This window comes from Streptomyces sp. NPDC048507, assembly GCF_043199995.1.
Taxonomy (GTDB): Bacteria; Actinomycetota; Actinomycetes; order Streptomycetales; family Streptomycetaceae; genus Streptomyces.
Genome location: NZ_JBICWZ010000016.1, coordinates 1 through 16560, shown reverse-complemented (window position 1 = coordinate 16560; position 16560 = coordinate 1). Strand labels below are relative to the sequence as shown.

Below are 16560 nucleotides of genomic sequence, written 5' to 3'. Positions count from 1 at the left end.
TTCCGACGGGCGGGCTGGCGGGCCGGCGGGCTGTCCGGCGGGGCCGTGCGGCCGGGCGGCCGCGGGCGCCGGCGGCCGTGCGGCCGCGGGCGGGGTCAGGACAGCCGCAGCGGGCCGCCGGCGAAGTACTCGGCCAGCTCCGCCGCCACGCTCGCGCGCGAGGGCGGGTGGAAGGCCAGGGCGCGGACCGCGGAGGCGAGGTAGGCCACGTCGCCGGAGCGGATGTAGGCCATCCCGCCGAGCATCTCCACGGTCTGGTCGACGGTCTGCGCCAGCAGGTCCTGCGTCGCGTAACGGGCGGTGAGCACGGCGGCCACCGCCTCGTCGCCCTCGGTGCCGTCCTCCAGGGAGCGGGCCGCGCCCTCCACGAGGGAAACGGCCGCGTCCAGCCGTACGGCCAGCTGCGCGCGTTCGGCGTCGGTGCCGCGCTTGCCCTCCAGCACCCGGGCGACCAGCGCGGAGGCGGCGCCGACGTAGGAGGAGGTGGCGAGCAGCTCGAACCAGGTGAAGCCGGCGGTCTGGAGGTCGTCGAGGCGCTCGGCGTCCTCGGGGGTGCTGTGGATGACCAGCTCCTCGGGCACCACCACGTCGTCCAGCCGCACCTCGTGGCTCTGCGAGGCGGCCAGTACGGGCGTGGCCCAGAACGGCCGGACCGCGATGCCGGGGGAGGAGGCCGGGATCAGCATCAGGGCCAGCGCGGAGCGCCCGTCCTCCTGCGTCACCTGGACGCTCGCCGTCAGTACGTCCATCGCACCGGACAGGCTGCACGGCTTCTTGGTGCCGTTGACCCGGTAGCCGCCGCCGGGGACGGCCTCGGCGACCACGGACGGGGCCAGGATGTTCTGGTCGGTGCGCCCCTCCGCCCAGCCGGAGGCCAGCAGCAGCCCGTCCGGGGCCACCGCCCCCAGCAGCTTCAGCTGGGCCGGGGTGAGCCGCCCGGTGGCCTCCGCCAGCCGGAACAGCATCGCCACGGTGAAGTGGTGCATCACGGTGGCCACCCCTAGGGAGGGGGAGACGGCGGCCACGGCCCGCTGCACCCGCACCGCCTCCAGCGGGCCGGCCGCCGCGCCGCCGTACGCCGCGGGCACCAGCAGGCCGGGGCCGCCGTGCGCCCGGTACAGCTCCAGGACCGGGCTGTCCTCGCCCTCCCGGGTGCTGAGCGGCAGGTCTTCGAGTGCGTCGAGAAGACCTGGGTGGAATTGCTCGCAGATCCCGCGCGCTGTCGTCAGGGAACGCATCGCCGTGTTCTCCTCGGGCTCATCGGAAATTCTCCTGCGGACCGGGGAAGGGTATTCCTGTGATCCCTTTGATCCGAAACTCGATATTCGGAAAGAAGTGTTTCACCGACGGTCTGACTGAGGCCTGACACTCGTCTGATCTGCATCTTCGCCTGACCACTGTCTGACGGGCGGCTGACCGGAGGGCCTGGTGGGGCTTGTGACGGTGCGCCGCCCGTGCCATAAGTGAGGAAGTATCGGCGGCAGAATGGATCTGAAATGACGGAAGTAATCGTGGAGACGGATGTCGCGCTCGACGCCATCCGCCGGTACGCGGACGCGGGGAATCCGAGCGCGTATTTCGCCTTCAGCGACGGCAACAGCCACTTCCGGCTGCCGGACGTGCCCGGAGTGATCGTGTACCGGCCCGTCGGCCGCTACCTGGTCCAGTTCGGCGGCCCCTTCGCCCCCTTCGAACCCGCCGGACCGCACGGCCCCCGCGCCCGCCTGCTCGCGGGCTTCACCGCCTTCGCCGCGGAGCAGGGCCGCGAGATCGTCTCCGTACAGCTCCAGGGCGCGGACGCCGACGTCTACGTCGAGCAGGGCTTCACCGTCAACCAGATGGGCGCCTCCTACGCCGTCGACCTGGAGACCTTCACCCTGGCCGGCACCAAGTTCATGCAGCTGCGCAACAAGATCTCGCGGGCGCTGCGCAGCGGCCTGGTGATCGAGGAGGTCGCGTTCGAGCCGTACGCCGACCAGATCGCCGCCCTGGACACCGCCTGGCTCGCCACCAAGGGCGAGGGCGTCAAACCGCTGGAGTTCCTCGTCGGCCAGACCGGCGGCCGTTACCAGCACCTGCGCCGCCTCTTCGCCGCCGTCCGCGACGGCGAACTGATCGGCTACGTCTCCTACGCCCCGGTCTTCGGCCCCCAGGCCGGCTGGATGCACGACCTCAGCCGCCGGCGGCCCGACTCCCCGCCCGGGGTGATGGAAGCCCTCAACAAGGCCGCCATCGACGTGTTCACCGCCGAGGGCACCCGCTGGCTGCACTTCGGCTTCACGCCCTTCACCTCCCTGACGGCCCCCCAGTTCCCGGGCCACAGCCTGGGCTTCCACTGGTTCATGGAGCACCTGTGGGAGCACGGCGCGCACATCTACCCGGCGCGCACGCAGCTGGAGTACAAGCAGAAGTGGGCGCCCTCCGCGGTGCTGCCCGAGTACATCGCCTTCCAGCACCGGGCGAGCCTGCCCGCGCTGGTCCACGTCTTCCGCGCCTGCAACGCGGTCTGAGGGGGAGTCACGAGATGTCCGAGGAGATCGAAACGACGGGCCTGCTGCTCGTCGACCGCTTCCAGGCCTGCGCCGCCGCCCCCGACGACCTGGAGGCGGCCCGCCTCTGCGACGAGGCCCTGACCCGCCTGGACGAACTGCTCCGCGAGCCGGCCCGGGCCTAGCGGCTCAGCGGGTGCCGACGACGATGACGCCGAGCGCGCCGAGCAGGATCACGACGTACAGGGCCTGCCGCAGGCGCTCGGTCACCGGACCCTGCCCGGCCGCTCGGCCAGGGCCGAGGCGAGGCTCCGCAGGATGCGGGCCAGCGCCCGCGCGTGGTTCCAGTTCGCGTGGTCGCCCCGCCCCATCGGCCCGGCGTCGACGAAGTACGCCCACTCGACCAGCGCCGCCCCGGCCCGCTCCGTCCGCCGCTCGCGCGGCATCGCGGCCACCCGGGCGTGGAGCACCTGGCCGTGGGTGATCAGGTCGTCGACGAGCCGCGCCACGACGGCGGCGTCCGGCCGGTCCGAGTACGGCACGATGGCCCGCCCGATGAGTTCCTCGGTCTCCCGCGTCTCGCCGCTGTCCATACCGGTGCTCCCTGCCGTCGTCAGTGGGTCGTGACGACGAGTGTGGGAGCACGTCACGACCCCGACTATCACGACATGTTGATAGCCGGGGTCATGGCTTCGCGCGGTGTTACGCGCCCAGCCACGAGCCGTACGAGAGGAAACTGTCCGGGAGCCGGCGGCGAGCCGCCTCCAGACCGGCGTACGTCTCGCGGACGGTCTGGTGGTACCGGGCCTGCTGCGGAGCCGACTTCCGGGCCCTCAACAGGTTCTGGAAGGAGGCGTCCAGGTCGCCGGTCCACATCTGCGCCCGGGCCAGCTCCGCGTAGTGATGGCTCTTGCGGGACTTGGGCCAGTCCGTCGGGATCGGTACCCCCCGGCCCTGCTGCGCGGCCTGTCCGTACTCGTCCAGCTCGGCCAGCACGGACACTCGGTGGACCGCCACGTTCGTGGGGCCGAAGGTCAGCCAGTGCACGGCCACGGCCTCCCCCGTCCGCGATGCGATCCGCTCCGCCTCGGCAAGGTGGCCCTCCGCGCGGCTGCCGTCCTTGGACCGGCCGGCGATGACTGCGGCACCCAGGTGGAGCTGTCCGGTGACGACGTCACGCTCCCGGGACGGGTCCGCCTGCGCGAGGGTGCGCAGGCCGAGATCCACGAGGCGCTGACCGGTGTGGTACTCCCCGTCGCGGAGGTAGGTGAGGGCGCGCATGTACCGGTACATGCCGCCGACGACGGCATCCGATCCGCGCTCGGCGGCCCAGTTCATGCGTGCCAGGGCGAGCGCGGCAAGGTCGTAGTACCCGAGCTTGGACGCGACGTCGTAGGAGGTGCGGTACAGGCTGGCCAGCAGCAGCCAACGCTCCCTGGCCGGAGCCGTGTGAGCGGCCGTGGTCGCCTCCTGGACCAGCCCCGGCAGCCGGCCGGCGGTCTGCTTGATCTCCCCCGCGCGGACCGCGACGAGGAGCGCTCCGGCGTCATCGGCGAGCAGCTGGTGCGCACGTGGGCTGATGGCGGGATCCGCGCCGAGGTCGTACACGTCGAGGGCCGCACGGATCGGCCGGATCAGAACGTCCAGCTGGTCCGCGCGCAGTTCGGTGGCGTACGGCTGGCCCGTGACGGTGGCGACGTCCACCCTCAGGGCCCGCGCGACGGCCGCGATCAGGTGCGGGCTCGCGGGGATCACACCCTGCTCGGTCTTGGTGAGGGTGCTGTACGGCACCTGTGCGAGGTCCGTCAGGTCCTGCTGGGTGAGGTGGCGTTCGAGGCGCAGGCGCTTGATGCGCGTGCCGGTGTGGTCGTGCGGTAGAGAGTGCATACTGGCTCCCGTTCAGACTCGACACCTGAACGGTACCGGCCCACGCCGAAGCCGAGGCGGTCGTCGCGGTTCCGGGCGACGGACACCGGCAATCGGAAGGAAGCAGACGTGGCTGACGACCTGTCCGCGGTGGCGCGGTTCCTCTACGAGGCGGGGACCCTGAAGAACACGGCCCGTACGGGCTGGTGGATGGCCGGTGTCAAGCAGCCCGAGAGCGTCGCGGAGCACTCGTGGCGCACCTCGCTGATCGCCTCGGTCATCGCGAAGCTGGAGGGCGCCGACCCAGCGCGGGCCGCGTTCCTCGCCGTGTGGCACGACACCCAGGAGACGCGCACGGGGGACGTGAACCACCTCGGGAAGAAGTACGCGCCGGCCGGCGACCCGCAGGCCGTGACGGCCGACCAGACCGCGGGCATGCCCGACGTACTGGCCTCGGCGATCCTCGAGCTGGTCGCCGAGTACGAAGCGAAGGACTCGCCGGAGGCGGTGTGCGCGCGCGACGCGGACAAGCTGGAGTGCATGCTCCAGGGCATTGAGTACAAGGCCCAGGGCTACGAGAACGCGCAGCGATGGATCGACAACAGCCGGGCCCGGCTCACGACGGAGACCGGACAGCGGCTTGCCGACGAGCTGCTTGGACAGGGCCCGCTGGACTGGTTGCGCAACGCCCTCGGTGAGAAGGCTTGACCCCCCACTGGACGAACGCGATCGCCCCCTGCCGCCCATAGGCGGGAGGGGGCGGGCCACCGGCGGTCAGCGCAGGGAGGGGCGGGTGTGGATGAGGGTGCCCGCGGGGCCGCGGACCAGCATCGGGCGGACGCGCAGGGCCGAGGCCGCGGGGTCGGCCGCCGGGGCGAGGTGGGCGCTCAGCAGGTCCTGCGTCACCGGGCCGTCCGGGCCGGCCAGCAGTTCATGGAGGTCGTCGGTGACCGTACGCCGGTCCAGCAGCAGGCCCTGCCCGGGTCGTGGCGCGGTCTCCAGCAGGGGGGCCGAGGCCCCGCCCGGGCCGTAGAGGCGCGAGCGCAGGCTGCCCGCCCCCTCCCGGCCCAGGACCGCGAGCAGGGAGAACGCGCAGTCCGGCGGCGGCGGTCCGGGCGGCTCGACCCGGACCGACGTCCCGGCGGGGGCGACGGTCCGGACGCGGTGCAGGGCGATCAGCCAGTCCGCGTGGACGTCGAGCCACGGACCGCTGAGCGTGCGCCGCAGGAGCGAGCCGAGCCCCGCCGCGAGGCGCCGGTCCGCGAGGTCCCGTACGGGCCCGGGCGCCCCGGACGGCGGCACGTACTGGAAGAGCCAGTCGTCGTCCGCCGTCCAGGACATCCGCAGCCGCAGCGTGCGGTACGGGTGGTCGCGGAAGCCCGCCGTGACCGCCGCCGGGACCGGCGGCAGGCCGACCGGCGCGAAGCCGTGTTCGCGCAGTCCGTGCGCACCCGTCCGCACGGCTCAGCCCGCGGCGACGGGCGTGCGCTCGGCGCTCGGCCGGGCGAGGTCCAGACGCTCGTCGAGGTGCCGGGCGGAGGAGTTGGCCCGCCACAGCGCACCGCGGGCGATGCCCCGGCGCATGTACGCGGTGTCGGCGCTCGGGATGACCACGTTGTGGAACCAGCCCGCGGCGTGCTGGGAGTCGATGGTGATGTGCAGCCGGTGGTAGGTGATCCCGACCTCGGGCAGGCCCAGTCGCTCCCACGCCCGCACGACGTTGCGGAACCGGTCGGGGGCCAGCCACTCGGTCATGCCGAGGAAGCCGACCGCCTCCGGGTACAGGTGGCGGTAGCGGCACAGCAGCACGGCGAGGTTCCCCGAGTGCAGGTCGGTCGTGGTCATGGCCGCCTCGAGGTCCTCGGCGCGGACGTCGAAGACCTCGTAGATCTTGTTGAAGAGGTGGGTGTGCACGGCCTCGGGATCGCCGTTGCCCATCTCGTCCCAGTAGTTCCCGGCGATCTCCATCTTGCTGGCGCCGGCCGTGCCGATCTGCATCATCGCGAGGAAGTCGTCGAAGCGGCCGTCGATCAGCGACTCCTGGATGACGTACGTGCGCAGGTCCTCGCTGCGCGCCTCGCGGTTGATGAAGTCGGTGTAGTACGGGTGCTTGAAGGCGCGGTGGCGCCGCACCAGGCCCTTGAGCCAGGACAGGAACTGCTTGGGTTCGGTGGGCGCCGACTCCAGGAGCCCGGGTTCCAGGTGGGCGTCCTCGGCGGCCAGCGTGGCGTTCTCCAGCATCCGGGTGACCTCGTGCAGGAGCACGGAGCCCTCGGCCGTCGGCCGGTCCGGTATCTGCATCACCGTCTGGTAGACGCGCGACAGCAGGAGTTGCTGGTGGTAGTGGGCGTCGTCGCGGTCGGGGCCGGCGATGGCGGCGGCGTTCATCGCGGCCACCGCCTCCACGACGCGCGCGCGTTCGCCCAGGAACTTGGCGTCGATCTCGTCGGCGTCCACGGTCAGCCAGGAGGAGACCTCCTCCACGAGCGCGGCGGCGCCGGTCCTGCGGATCGTGGGCACGGTGGGGTTGTCGCTGCTGGGCAACTGCGTCTCCATGTCTCTCGGGGTCGCTCGGAAAACGACGCCAGGTCGGGTCCCGCCAGAGCCGGGAAGGAGGTGGGGGCCGGAGGAAGCGGGCGAAGAGGTCGGGAAGAGGTCGGGAAGAGGTCGGGAGGGGTCCGCACGAGGTGCGTTCCGTCGACGGGACCCGCGGGCGGATGGGCCGGATACGGCCGCCGCGCGGGTCCGGGGGCGGGACGGGCGCTCACCGGGCCCCGGCACCGCCGGGGCCCCTCATGCCGAAGACACGCGCACCCCTGGTACCGGATCGGGATGCGCGTGCCTGGGATGAGCACCTGCGGAGAGGGCAGGATTCGAACCTGCGTGGGCAGAGCCCGTCCGGCGGGTGAACCCCACCGGACCCCATTCGGCCGCTTTGGGAACCTCTCCTCGGCCTTTCTGTGCCATCAGCTTGGCACGGGGCGGCTGACACGGTGCTGATGGATATCTGAGAGGGAAATCGGAGAAACGGTCAGGGGCCCATCAGTGGTGACTGGGATAGTCGAAGGCGATCGAGCTTCTTCATCCACGTGTGTCCCAGGGGAGTTCCCGTGAGCGCCGAAACCGCCAAGATTGCCGTATCGCGTCTGTACGCCGATGAGAACGGCGAATCGCATTTCATCGACGAGACGCTGGAGGTGACGGCGGTGAATTTCGCGCCGCCCGCGCCGTCGCTCTTCGTCTCCGAGGGCGTGCCGGCCAAGCAGGCCGTCTACCTGTACATCCCGGCCGGCTGGTTCGGCGACTTCCACCCGGCGCCGCGCCGCCAGATCATGACCCTGGTCAGCGGCCGGATGGAGTGCGGCGTCAGCGACGGCACCTGGCGCACCTTCGTCCCCGGCAACACGCAGCTGGTCGAGGACACGCACGGCAAGGGCCACGCCACGAAGGCGCTGGAGGACTGCGTGATGATCGTTTCCCAGCTGGGCTGACGGCCGGGCGCCGACGCGCGGTAACGGAAGACGGAGGGGGCACGAGCCGTTCGCGGCCCGTGCCCCCTACGCTTTCCCGCGGATCAGCCCTTGACGTAACCGAAGCTCTCGGCGATCAGGCCGCCTTCCAGCCGGGTCACGTTCACCCCGCGCACGAAGTCCTTCGGGCCGCCGCCCCAGCGCAGCGTCCAGCGGCACACGGCGCGTTCGCCGGCCGTCCAGACCTCCTCCACCTCGAAGGTCATCTGCTCGTTGGCGGCGATGGCGGTCCAGAACTGGAGACATTCGTCGTAACCGGCGTGCTTCGAACCGTCGGGAGCCGGTCCGGAGTTCTCCAGCCGGCAGTTCTCGGCGAGGAGGTCTTTCAGCAGGCTCGCGTCGTGCTGCTGGAATGCCTGGTTGAACTGGTCGATAACCTTGCGTGTCTGCTCGTCGGACATCGGTACTCCTCATGTCTCATGGCTCGGCACGGGCGGCCCGCCGGTCGGACCGGGCCACAGGAGAAAGTAATACAGTCCAACAGCCCCCGGAGTCCACGAGGTTCGGGTAACCGGTTGTTCCGGCCAATTTCGTCAGTCGCACGTCAGTACCGGCCGCCTAGGTTAGTACTATGACCACAGCAGACAGTGCGCCTCTCGCATTGGCCTATCAGCAGGCCATCGAATATCTGGCGGGCCTCGCCGATCGGCCGGTGGCTGCCACTGCCGGCTCCGAACAATTGCTGAAAATGTTCGGTGGCCCGCTGCCCGCCGGGCCCCTCGAAGCGACCGACACCATCGAGCTGCTCGGCCGGGCCGTCGCCGAGGGCGGCATTCCCACCGCCAACGGCCCCCGCTACTTCGGCTACGTCACCGGCGGCACCCTGCCCGTGGCCATCGCCACCGACTGGCTCGTCTCCGCCTGGGACCAGACCGCCAGCCTCTACAACCTCTCGCCGGCCGTCGCCGTCGCCGAGGACGTCGCCGCCCAGTGGGTCCTGGAACTGCTGGGCCTGCCCGCGCACGCCTCCGTCGGCTTCCCCACCGGCTGCACCATGGCCCACCTGACCTCCCTGGCCGCCGCCCGGCACAAGCTCCTCGGCGAGGCCGGCTGGGACGTGGAACGCCGGGGCCTGGGCGGCGCGCCCGACGTGGCCATTGTCGCCGGTGCCCAGCACCACATGACCATCGACCTGGCCGCCCGCTACCTCGGCTTCGGCACCGACCGCATCCGCAACGTGCCCGTCGACGCGAAGGGCCGGATGATCCCGGCCGAACTGGAGGCCGTCCTCGCCGGGATCGACGGGCCGGTCATCGTGGCCGCGCAGATCGGCGACGTCAACTCCGGTGCCATCGACCCCGTCGGTGAGATCTGCGACATCGCGCACCGGCACGGGGCCTGGGTGCACGTCGACGGAGCCTTCGGCCTGTGGGCCGCGGCCAGCCCGAAGCTGCGGCCCCTCGTCGAGGGCGTCGAGCGCGCCGACTCCTGGGCGCTGGACGCCCACAAGTGGCTCAACGTCCCGTACGACTGCGGGATCGTCGTCATCGCCCACCCCGAGGCGCACCGGGCCGCCATGCTCAACGAGCGGGCGGGCTACCTGCCGCCCGGCACCGACGGGGAGCGCGACGCCATCGAATGGGTCCCCGACTTCTCGCGGCGCGCCCGCAGCCTGCCGGTCTGGGCCGCGCTGCGCTCGCTGGGCCGCTCCGGGGTCGCCGACCTCGTGGAGCGCTGCTGCGCGCACACCCGGCGCTTCGGCGAGCTCCTGGCCGGGGCGGAGGGGGTCGAGCTGCTCAACGACGTCGTCCTGAACCAGCTGATGGTGCGCTTCGGGGACGACGACCAGGTGACGCGGAACGTGATCGCGCGGATCCAGCGCAGCGGGGTGTGCTGGTTCGGCGGGACGCTGTGGGAGGGGCGGGCCGCGATGCGGATCTCCGTCGTCAACTGGCGCACGACGCGGGAGGACGTGGACCGCAGCGCGGCCGTCATCCGCGAAGCCCTCGCCGCCGAACTGACCGCCGCCCCCTGACCGCACCCCTGACTCCCCGCGCCACCCCCCACCCGGGCCGGGCCCCGTACCCACGGAGCCCGGCCCGGACGCGTGCCCGGGCTCCGCGGGCCGCCCGGCCGCCGTGCGTACGCGCCCGGCGCCCCCGCCCAGCACGGCGGCCCGGCGGGTTCGGGCCGCCGGGCCGCCGTGCCGGAGGTGGCTGCGGGGGGTTACGTCAGGGCCGACTCCTCGCAGCGGGCCACCCACTCGGCGAAGGTCTCCGCGGCGCCGGCCCGGTCCGCGAGGTAGGCGCGGGTGAGGCGTTCCACGTAGTCCGGGAGGTCCGCCGCGGTGGTCTTCAGGCCCCGGACCTTCTTGCCGAAGGCGCCCTCCTGGTCCGCGGCCAGCGCCAGACTGCCGCCCAGGTGCACCTGGAAGCCCTCGACCTGCCGGCCGTCCTCGTCCGCGACCAGCTGCCCCTTCAGGCCGATGTCCGCGACCTGCGTCCGGGCACAGGAGTTGGGGCAGCCGTTGACGTTGATGTTGAGGGAGACGTCCTCGCCCGCGAGCCGCTTCTCCAGCTCCGCCACGAGCGTCGCCGCCCGCTCCTTCGTCTCCACGATCGCCAGCTTGCAGTACTCGATCCCCGTGCAGGCCATCGTGCCCCGCCGCCAGGGCGAGGGCCGGGCCTGGAGCCCGATCTGGGCCAGCTCCGCCACGAGCGGCTCCGGCTCGGCCACGTCCAGGACCAGGAGCTTCTGGTACGGGGTCAGGCGGATCCGCCCGCTGCCGTGCGCCTCGGCCAGGTCGGCCAGTGCCGCCAGCCGCGTCCCCGACAGCCGGCCGACGACCGGGGCCGCGCCCACGTACCAGAGCCCGTCGTTCTGCTGGTGCACGCCGATGTGGTCGATCGGCTCCGGCGGCAGCTCGGGCGGCGGTCCGTCGAGCAGCGGCCGGCCCAGGTACTCCTCCTCCAGGACCCGGCGGAACTTCTCCACGCCCCAGTCCGCGACCAGGAACTTCAGCCGGGCCCGGCTGCGCAGCCGCCGGTAGCCGTAGTCGCGGAACAGCCGCGCCACCGCCACCCACACGTCCGGGACCTCCGCCAGCGGCACCCACACCCCCACGTGCCGCGCGAGGATCGGCACCGTCGACAGTCCGCCGCCCACCCACATGCCGAAGCCCGGCCCGTGCTCGGGGTGCACCGCGCCGAGGAAGGCCAGGTCGTTGATCTCGTACGGGACGTCCGCCAGCCAGGACACCGCCGACTTGTACTTGCGCGGCAGGTTCGACAGCGACGGGTCCCCGATGTACCGGGCGGCGATCTCCCGTACGGCCGGGGTCGCGTCGAGCACCTCGTCGGCGCCCACGCCCGCCACCGGGCTGCCCACGATGACGCGCGGGCAGTCCCCGCACGCCTCCGTCGTCGACAGGCCGACCGCCTCCAGCCGCCGCCAGATCGCCGGCACGTCCTCGATGCGCACCCAGTGCAGCTGGATGTTCTGCCGGTCGGTGATGTCGGCGGTGTCGCGGGCGAAGCGCATCGAGACGTCGGCGATGGCGCGCAGCTGTTCCGGGTCCAGGGTGCCGCCGTCGCTGCGCACCCGCATCATGAAGTGCTCGTCCTCCAGTTCCTCGGGCGCCAGGGAGCCGGTCTTCCCGCCGTCGATGCCGGGCTTGCGCTGCGTGTACAGGCCCCACCAGCGCATGCGGCCGCGCAGGTCGTCGGGGTCGATGGAGGCGAAGCCCTCGCGGGAGTAGACCCGCTCGATGCGCTCGCGCACCAGCAGCGGGTCCTCTGCCTGCTTGAACTCCTCGTTGGCGTTCAGCGGTTCGCGCTGGCCCAGCGCCCACTGCCCGTCGGGGCGCTGGGCGGCGGCGGGCCGGGCGGTCCGTGCGGTCCGGACCGGCGGCGCGGCTGTTTCCGTCATCTCCGTGTGCTCCTACGTGGGCTGGTGGGCTGGGGGAGGGGGGAGGGGGCGAGGGGTCAGGCGGTGCCGAGGGGCGCGACCGGGACGATCATCCCGCTGGGCAGCCAGCTCGTGGACTCCTCGTGGTGGTGGCCGCCGCCGCTGCCCGGCACGTACAGCACGGCCGTGGCGTACAGCCGGGCGGGCGCCGGGCCCGCCGCGCCGCGGGCCGCGCGCCAGGCCTCGTACCCCGCGGCGGTCGCGGCCTCGCCCGGCAGGCGGCTGCCGAGCGCCGTCAGGTACTCCACCGCGGCCGGGCCGTTCGGCGCGTACCGCAGGGGGATGAGCTGGCCCGCGCTCGGCGACAGCAGCGGGGCGGTGAACAGCCAGGGCGCCAGGTAGGTGCCCTCGGCGGTGGTGCGGCCCGCGGCGACGTCCCGTACGGCCGCCTCGGCGCCCGCCCAGCCGGCGGTGACCACCAGCGGCCGCCGTCCGCCGTCCGGCCCGCCCACGGAGAGGCCCGCCCGGGCGGCGGCGGTGCGCACCTCGGCGGCGGCGGCCCGGCCGCGCGGCGAGCCGTCCTCGGCGAGGGCGAGGGAGCGGGCCCCGCGTCCGGCGAGGAAGGCCACCGTCTCGCGCAGCGCGGCCGCGTCCTCCTGCGTGAGCCGGTCGGCGGGACAGCCGGACAGGGGCTTCGTGCTGCCCCCGACCACGGCCCCGGCGGCGGCGCTCGCGCACTCCGGCCCGTCGGCGCCCCGCACGTCCGCGGGGCCCGCCCCGCCGCCCGCGCGGCCCGTGTCCACGGCCAGCGGGGCCGACGCCCCGCCGGTGGAGACCCACACCCGGCCGGGCCCGGCCGGCAGCTCGACCGGCACCCAGGTCAGGGCCGACCCGGGGCGCCGCTCGCCGCGGGTCAGCCGGTCCCGGCCGGTCCCGGCGGCGGCGTCGGGGGCGCCGACGGCCACCAGGTTGTACCCGGGCCGGTTCGGCACCACGAGCACCGGGACCTTCCGGGCGCCCACCACGAGGGAGTCCAGCAGCGGGCCCCCGGCCACCGGCCGGGCGGGCGCGGGGGCGAGCAGCGGGCCGCCCCACACCCCGGCCAGGACCGCGCCCGCCACCGCCACGGCGAAGTACGCCGTGGCGGTGGCGCGGTGGCGCAGCAGCCGGGTGCGCAGGAGCAGCACCAGGCCCAGCGCCAGGGCGGCGGTCAGGGCGACCGCCGCCACGAGGACGGCGTTCACCGTCGTACGACGCTGTCGCTGACCACGAACAGGACGCCGTGCGGCTGGGCGTCGCCGGTGTCGCCGTGCGGCCAGGACGTCCGGTTGAAGCCCACGCAGGGCTTGCCGGTGTTCTCGTCGCGGAAGGAGCGGTCCAGGGAGACCCGGCCGCGCCGGTCGAGGTCGAACATGCACACCCGGTGGTCACCGCCGCCGCCGAAGGAACCGGCGACGAAGTAGTTGGCGACCGCGATCCGGGTGACGTCCTGCGTCTCGCGGTAGACGCCGTCCGCGCCCCGCTTGAAGTTGTCCATGGCGCCCCAGTGCGGGCCGCCCGCGCTGACGTCGCGGATCGGCACGGTGCTGACCAGTTCGGGGCAGTCCCGCTCGCGCCCGCCCCGGGTGGCCTCGGCCAGCTCGTCGACCGAGCAGGTGGCGCCGGTCCCGGCCGCCAGGAGCTTCTGGATGTCCAGGACGTAGATCATGCCGGTGGTCTGGTCGAGCGGCTTGCCGTAGGGCACCGACTGGCCCATCACCGTGTGGAAGAGGAAGCGGTCGTCGGGGCTGACGGCCAGCCAGCTGCCGTTGTCGCCGCTGCCGGTGACGCTCTTGTCGTCCTGGAAGGACCGGTAGGCCGTCGTGTCGTCGAAGACCTCCTTCCACTGCGGGGCGGGCGCGGTGATGTCCGGGGTGTAGAAGACGGCCCCGCCGGCCATGGAGGAGACGAAGGCGCCCTTGTGGCCCGGCCGGTTGGTCAGCGCGGTCTCCATGACCACGCGGGACTCGCGGAAGAAGGCGCGCTGTTCCTGCGTCCCGCGCGGACCGTCGGCGACCTTGGACACCGAGCGCAGCACCGGGTCGTCGCGGTGGGTGATGTCGAAGACGCGGACGGTCTGGCGGGCCAGGTTCTCCTTGAGCTCCGAGTCGGGCGTCATGAAGTTGCGGGCCTCGGCGAAGTCGCTCGCGACCATCACGTTCAGGTCCTCGCGGACGGCCACCCCGTGCGGGTTGGCGCAGGTCGCGGCGGGCAGCGCCGGGACGTTGCCGCACTGGGCCGGATCCTCGCCCGCCGCGGTGGCCGCCGGGATCTCGGCGAGCGTCCGGCCGTCCTTGCCGATCCGGACGATCTCGCCGGGGGAGCCGGCCGCGCCGTTGCCGACGCGCACCTGCCCGTTGGTGTAGGTGCAGGGGCCGGTGACGTTCGGACCGCCCATGTACGTGCCGTACGCGGTCCCGTCGCTCAGCACCTGGTAGGCGTCGGGCAGCGTCCCGCAGGGGGTGTCGACGGCCGAGTTGACCCCGGCGATGGTCAGCGCGGGCAGGGCCTTCGCGTCGAAGACGAAGGTGGTGTCGCTCATGATGCCGCCGGCGTAGATCCGGTCGCCCTTATGCCACACGTACTGCATGTGGTGCGGCTCGTTGCCGTTGTTCGGGCCGACGGTGACGGTGTTGGCGACCTTGCCGTACGTGGGGGAGCCGGGGGTGGCGTCGATGACGGTCAGGAAGTCGGGCGCGGGCTGCTTGGCCGGGCCGGACCAGACGAGCATCCACTGCCGTGCGGGGCCCCTGGAGGCGGGCACGAGGTGGTTGGTCGCCGAGTAGGTGACGCCGTCGGTGCCCTGGAAGGTGGAGGTCCAGGTCACCGGCGTGCCGGCGGCGGCGGGGTCCGCTCCCGTGAGTACGGAGGCGGTGAGTCCCACCGCCGACAGACAGAGTGCGAGGCGGCGTATCAGCCTTCCTCGGCGCAGTCCTTGCAGGCTCATTTCTCTGTATGCCCTCTCCGGGGGAAGTCGGCCGGAATGCGTAAACCATTCGGCATGTTTTCCGGCCCACTATGGCACGCGGGTACTGGCGGTCCGCTGATAACAGCCTTACCGCTCGCTGACGACGCATCACAAATCCCCTCAATTCATTGAACGGGCAGGTCAGAGACTCATGTTTGCTTCTTCGGCCGAAAATGGACGCGATCAGCGAACCGTCAGTGATTTACCCGTCAACATTGCTAATCTCGGCGCAGCGAATTCCTGTCCGTGCACCGCTTCACCCTGCGAAGGAGCCGCCGGATGGCCGATCTCGAAAAGCTGGCCGAGCGCGCCGGACGGGAACTGGAGGACGCCCTGGCACCGGAAATCCTGCGGTGGGCGGCCGAGACCTTCGGCGGGAAGTTCTGTGTGACGTCCTCGATGGAGGACGCGGTCGTGGCGCATCTGGCGTCCCGTGCGCTCCCCGGTGTGGACGTCGTCTTCCTCGACACCGGCTACCACTTCGAGGAGACCATCGGCACCCGCGACGCGGTCGGGGCGGTGATGGACGTCCGTCTCATCACGCTGACCCCGCGTCAGTCGGTCGCCGAGCAGGACGCCGAGTACGGCCCGAGGCTGCACGACCGCGACCCCGACCTGTGCTGCGCGCTGCGCAAGGTCAAGCCGCTCGAGGAGGGGCTGACCGGGTACGACGCCTGGGCGACGGGCCTGCGCCGCGACGAGTCCCCGACCCGGGCGAACACCCCGGTCGTCGGCTGGGACGAGAAGCGGCGGAAGGTCAAGGTCTCGCCGATCGCCCGGTGGACCCAGGACGACGTGGACGCCTACGTCGCCGAGCACGGCGTGCTCACCAACCCGCTGCTGATGGACGGGTACGCGTCCGTCGGCTGCGCCCCCTGCACCCGCCGGGTGGCGCAGGGCGAGGACGCGCGGGCCGGCCGGTGGGCCGGGCGGGGCAAGACCGAGTGCGGACTGCACGGCTGATGACGCGACCTACGGAGAAGAAGCAGATGAGCGTGAGCGACCAGGGCGCCACCGTGTGGCTGACCGGGCTGCCCAGCGCCGGGAAGACGACGATCGCCTGCGCGCTGGCCGAGCGGCTGCGCGCCGAGGGCCACCGGGTGGAGGTCCTCGACGGGGACGAGATCCGCGAGTTCCTCTCGGCGGGACTCGGCTTCGGCCGGGACGACCGGCACACCAACGTGCAGCGCATCGGTTTCGTCGCCGAGCTCCTCGCGAGCAACGGCGTCAAGGCACTGGTCCCGGTGATCGCGCCGTTCGCCGACAGCCGCGAGGCCGTCCGCAGGCGGCACGCCGCCGAAGGCACCGCCTACCTGGAGGTCCACGTGGCCACCCCGGTCGAGGTGTGCTCCGAGCGTGACGTGAAGGGCCTGTACGCCAAGCAGGCGGCGGGCGAGATCTCCGGTCTGACCGGGGTCGACGACCCCTACGAGGCACCGCAAGCCCCGGACCTGCGCATCGACTCGCACACACAGTCCGTCCACCAATCCGCGGCGGCGCTCCACGCGCTGCTCGACCAGAGGGGTCTCGCGTGACCGTCATTCCCCTGCACAAGGAGGCCGGGACCTTCGGCCACCTGGACTCGATGGAGTCCGAGGCCGTGCACATCTTCCGCGAGGTGGCGGGCGAGTTCGAGAAGCCGGTGATCCTGTTCTCCGGCGGCAAGGACTCCATCGTCATGCTGCACCTGGCGCTGAAGGCGTTCGCGCCGGCGCCGGTGCCCTTCGCGCTGCTGCACGTGGACACCGGCCACAACTTCCCCGAGGTCCTCGACTACCGCGACCGCGCGGTCGCCCGGCACGGCCTGCGCCTGCACGTGGCC

General features: G+C 72.5%; 17 protein-coding genes and 1 tRNA gene. 8 read left to right on the top strand and 10 right to left on the bottom strand.

Translation table 11 applies throughout. The features are described from left to right. Nucleotides 1-95: 95 nt before the first annotated feature. On the bottom strand, nucleotides 96-1238 hold the full coding sequence (locus ACGFXC_RS30910; protein ID WP_393718177.1) for an acyl-CoA dehydrogenase family protein: 1143 nt from the start codon (nucleotides 1236-1238) through the stop codon (nucleotides 96-98). Between the two features lie 258 nt (nucleotides 1239-1496). Between ACGFXC_RS30910 and ACGFXC_RS30905 the strand changes: the two genes are divergently transcribed. Further along, the gene (locus tag ACGFXC_RS30905) at nucleotides 1497-2510 is read left to right on the top strand and encodes a bifunctional lysylphosphatidylglycerol flippase/synthetase MprF (RefSeq protein WP_393718176.1); all 1014 of its coding nucleotides are present in this window, start codon (nucleotides 1497-1499) and stop codon (nucleotides 2508-2510) included. A gap of 14 nt (nucleotides 2511-2524) precedes the next feature. After that, nucleotides 2525-2674: a hypothetical protein gene (locus ACGFXC_RS30900; protein ID WP_393718175.1), complete on the top strand. Its 150-nt coding sequence runs from the start codon at nucleotides 2525-2527 to the stop codon at nucleotides 2672-2674. 81 nt (nucleotides 2675-2755) lie between these two features. Here ACGFXC_RS30900 and ACGFXC_RS30895 read toward each other — a convergent pair whose 3' ends face one another. After that, nucleotides 2756-3082: a DUF6415 family natural product biosynthesis protein gene (locus ACGFXC_RS30895; RefSeq protein ID WP_393718174.1), complete on the bottom strand. Its 327-nt coding sequence runs from the start codon at nucleotides 3080-3082 to the stop codon at nucleotides 2756-2758. Nucleotides 3083-3191: 109 nt separating this feature from the next. Further along, a complete protein-coding gene (locus tag ACGFXC_RS30890; protein WP_393718173.1) occupies nucleotides 3192-4376 on the bottom strand; it encodes a helix-turn-helix domain-containing protein in 1185 nt (394 codons plus the stop codon). Nucleotides 4377-4484: 108 nt separating this feature from the next. Between ACGFXC_RS30890 and ACGFXC_RS30885 the strand changes: the two genes are divergently transcribed. Further along, nucleotides 4485-5063, top strand: a complete 579-nt coding sequence (locus ACGFXC_RS30885; RefSeq protein WP_393718172.1) for an HD family hydrolase — start codon at nucleotides 4485-4487, stop codon at nucleotides 5061-5063. A 66-nt stretch (nucleotides 5064-5129) separates the two neighbouring features. Here ACGFXC_RS30885 and ACGFXC_RS30880 read toward each other — a convergent pair whose 3' ends face one another. The 3 genes from ACGFXC_RS30880 to ACGFXC_RS30870 all read right to left on the bottom strand — a co-directional run bounded on the left by ACGFXC_RS30880 (nucleotide 5130) and on the right by ACGFXC_RS30870 (nucleotide 7304). Next, nucleotides 5130-5816, bottom strand: coding sequence for a hypothetical protein (locus ACGFXC_RS30880; protein WP_393718171.1), 687 nt, complete (start codon nucleotides 5814-5816; stop codon nucleotides 5130-5132). Between the two features lie 3 nt (nucleotides 5817-5819). Continuing rightward, nucleotides 5820-6911, bottom strand: a complete 1092-nt coding sequence (locus tag ACGFXC_RS30875; protein ID WP_393718170.1) for an iron-containing redox enzyme family protein — start codon at nucleotides 6909-6911, stop codon at nucleotides 5820-5822. 302 nt (nucleotides 6912-7213) lie between these two features. After that, nucleotides 7214-7304, bottom strand: a tRNA-OTHER gene (locus ACGFXC_RS30870). 161 nt (nucleotides 7305-7465) lie between these two features. On the opposite strand from ACGFXC_RS30870, the gene ACGFXC_RS30865 reads away from it, so the two are divergent. Beyond that, on the top strand, nucleotides 7466-7846 hold the full coding sequence (locus tag ACGFXC_RS30865; protein WP_030237785.1) for a hypothetical protein: 381 nt from the start codon (nucleotides 7466-7468) through the stop codon (nucleotides 7844-7846). Between the two features lie 83 nt (nucleotides 7847-7929). On the opposite strand, the gene ACGFXC_RS30860 is transcribed toward ACGFXC_RS30865, so the two are convergent. Then, nucleotides 7930-8286: a nuclear transport factor 2 family protein gene (locus ACGFXC_RS30860; RefSeq protein WP_393718169.1), complete on the bottom strand. Its 357-nt coding sequence runs from the start codon at nucleotides 8284-8286 to the stop codon at nucleotides 7930-7932. Nucleotides 8287-8537: 251 nt separating this feature from the next. On the opposite strand from ACGFXC_RS30860, the gene ACGFXC_RS30855 reads away from it, so the two are divergent. Beyond that, nucleotides 8538-9860 carry a pyridoxal phosphate-dependent decarboxylase family protein gene (locus tag ACGFXC_RS30855; protein WP_393718168.1) on the top strand — a complete coding sequence of 441 codons (1323 nt, stop codon included), beginning with the start codon at nucleotides 8538-8540 and terminating at the stop codon, nucleotides 9858-9860. Between the two features lie 191 nt (nucleotides 9861-10051). On the opposite strand, the gene ACGFXC_RS30850 is transcribed toward ACGFXC_RS30855, so the two are convergent. The 3 genes from ACGFXC_RS30850 to ACGFXC_RS30840 are packed head-to-tail and all read right to left on the bottom strand — an operon-like array spanning nucleotide 10052 to nucleotide 14717. Next, entirely contained in the window at nucleotides 10052-11752 is a 1701-nt protein-coding gene (locus ACGFXC_RS30850; RefSeq protein ID WP_393718167.1) for a nitrite/sulfite reductase, read from the bottom strand. Between the two features lie 56 nt (nucleotides 11753-11808). After that, nucleotides 11809-12975, bottom strand: a complete 1167-nt coding sequence (locus ACGFXC_RS30845) for a hypothetical protein (protein WP_393718166.1) — start codon at nucleotides 12973-12975, stop codon at nucleotides 11809-11811. Further along, nucleotides 12972-14717: a hypothetical protein gene (locus ACGFXC_RS30840; protein ID WP_393718165.1), complete on the bottom strand. Its 1746-nt coding sequence runs from the start codon at nucleotides 14715-14717 to the stop codon at nucleotides 12972-12974. Before ACGFXC_RS30840 ends, ACGFXC_RS30845 begins: the two co-directional genes overlap by 4 nt. A gap of 300 nt (nucleotides 14718-15017) precedes the next feature. Here ACGFXC_RS30840 and ACGFXC_RS30835 point away from each other — a divergent pair, with 300 nt between their 5' ends. From ACGFXC_RS30835 to ACGFXC_RS30825, 3 genes are all read left to right on the top strand, one after another. Then, complete coding sequence (locus ACGFXC_RS30835) at nucleotides 15018-15701, top strand: phosphoadenylyl-sulfate reductase (RefSeq protein ID WP_393718164.1); 684 nt, start codon at nucleotides 15018-15020, stop codon at nucleotides 15699-15701. A 26-nt stretch (nucleotides 15702-15727) separates the two neighbouring features. After that, nucleotides 15728-16273: an adenylyl-sulfate kinase gene (gene cysC, locus ACGFXC_RS30830; RefSeq protein ID WP_393718267.1), complete on the top strand. Its 546-nt coding sequence runs from the start codon at nucleotides 15728-15730 to the stop codon at nucleotides 16271-16273. Between the two features lie 50 nt (nucleotides 16274-16323). Next, nucleotides 16324-16560, top strand: a 237-nt coding sequence (locus tag ACGFXC_RS30825) for a phosphoadenosine phosphosulfate reductase family protein (RefSeq protein WP_393718266.1), incomplete at its 3' end; no start/stop codon positions are given.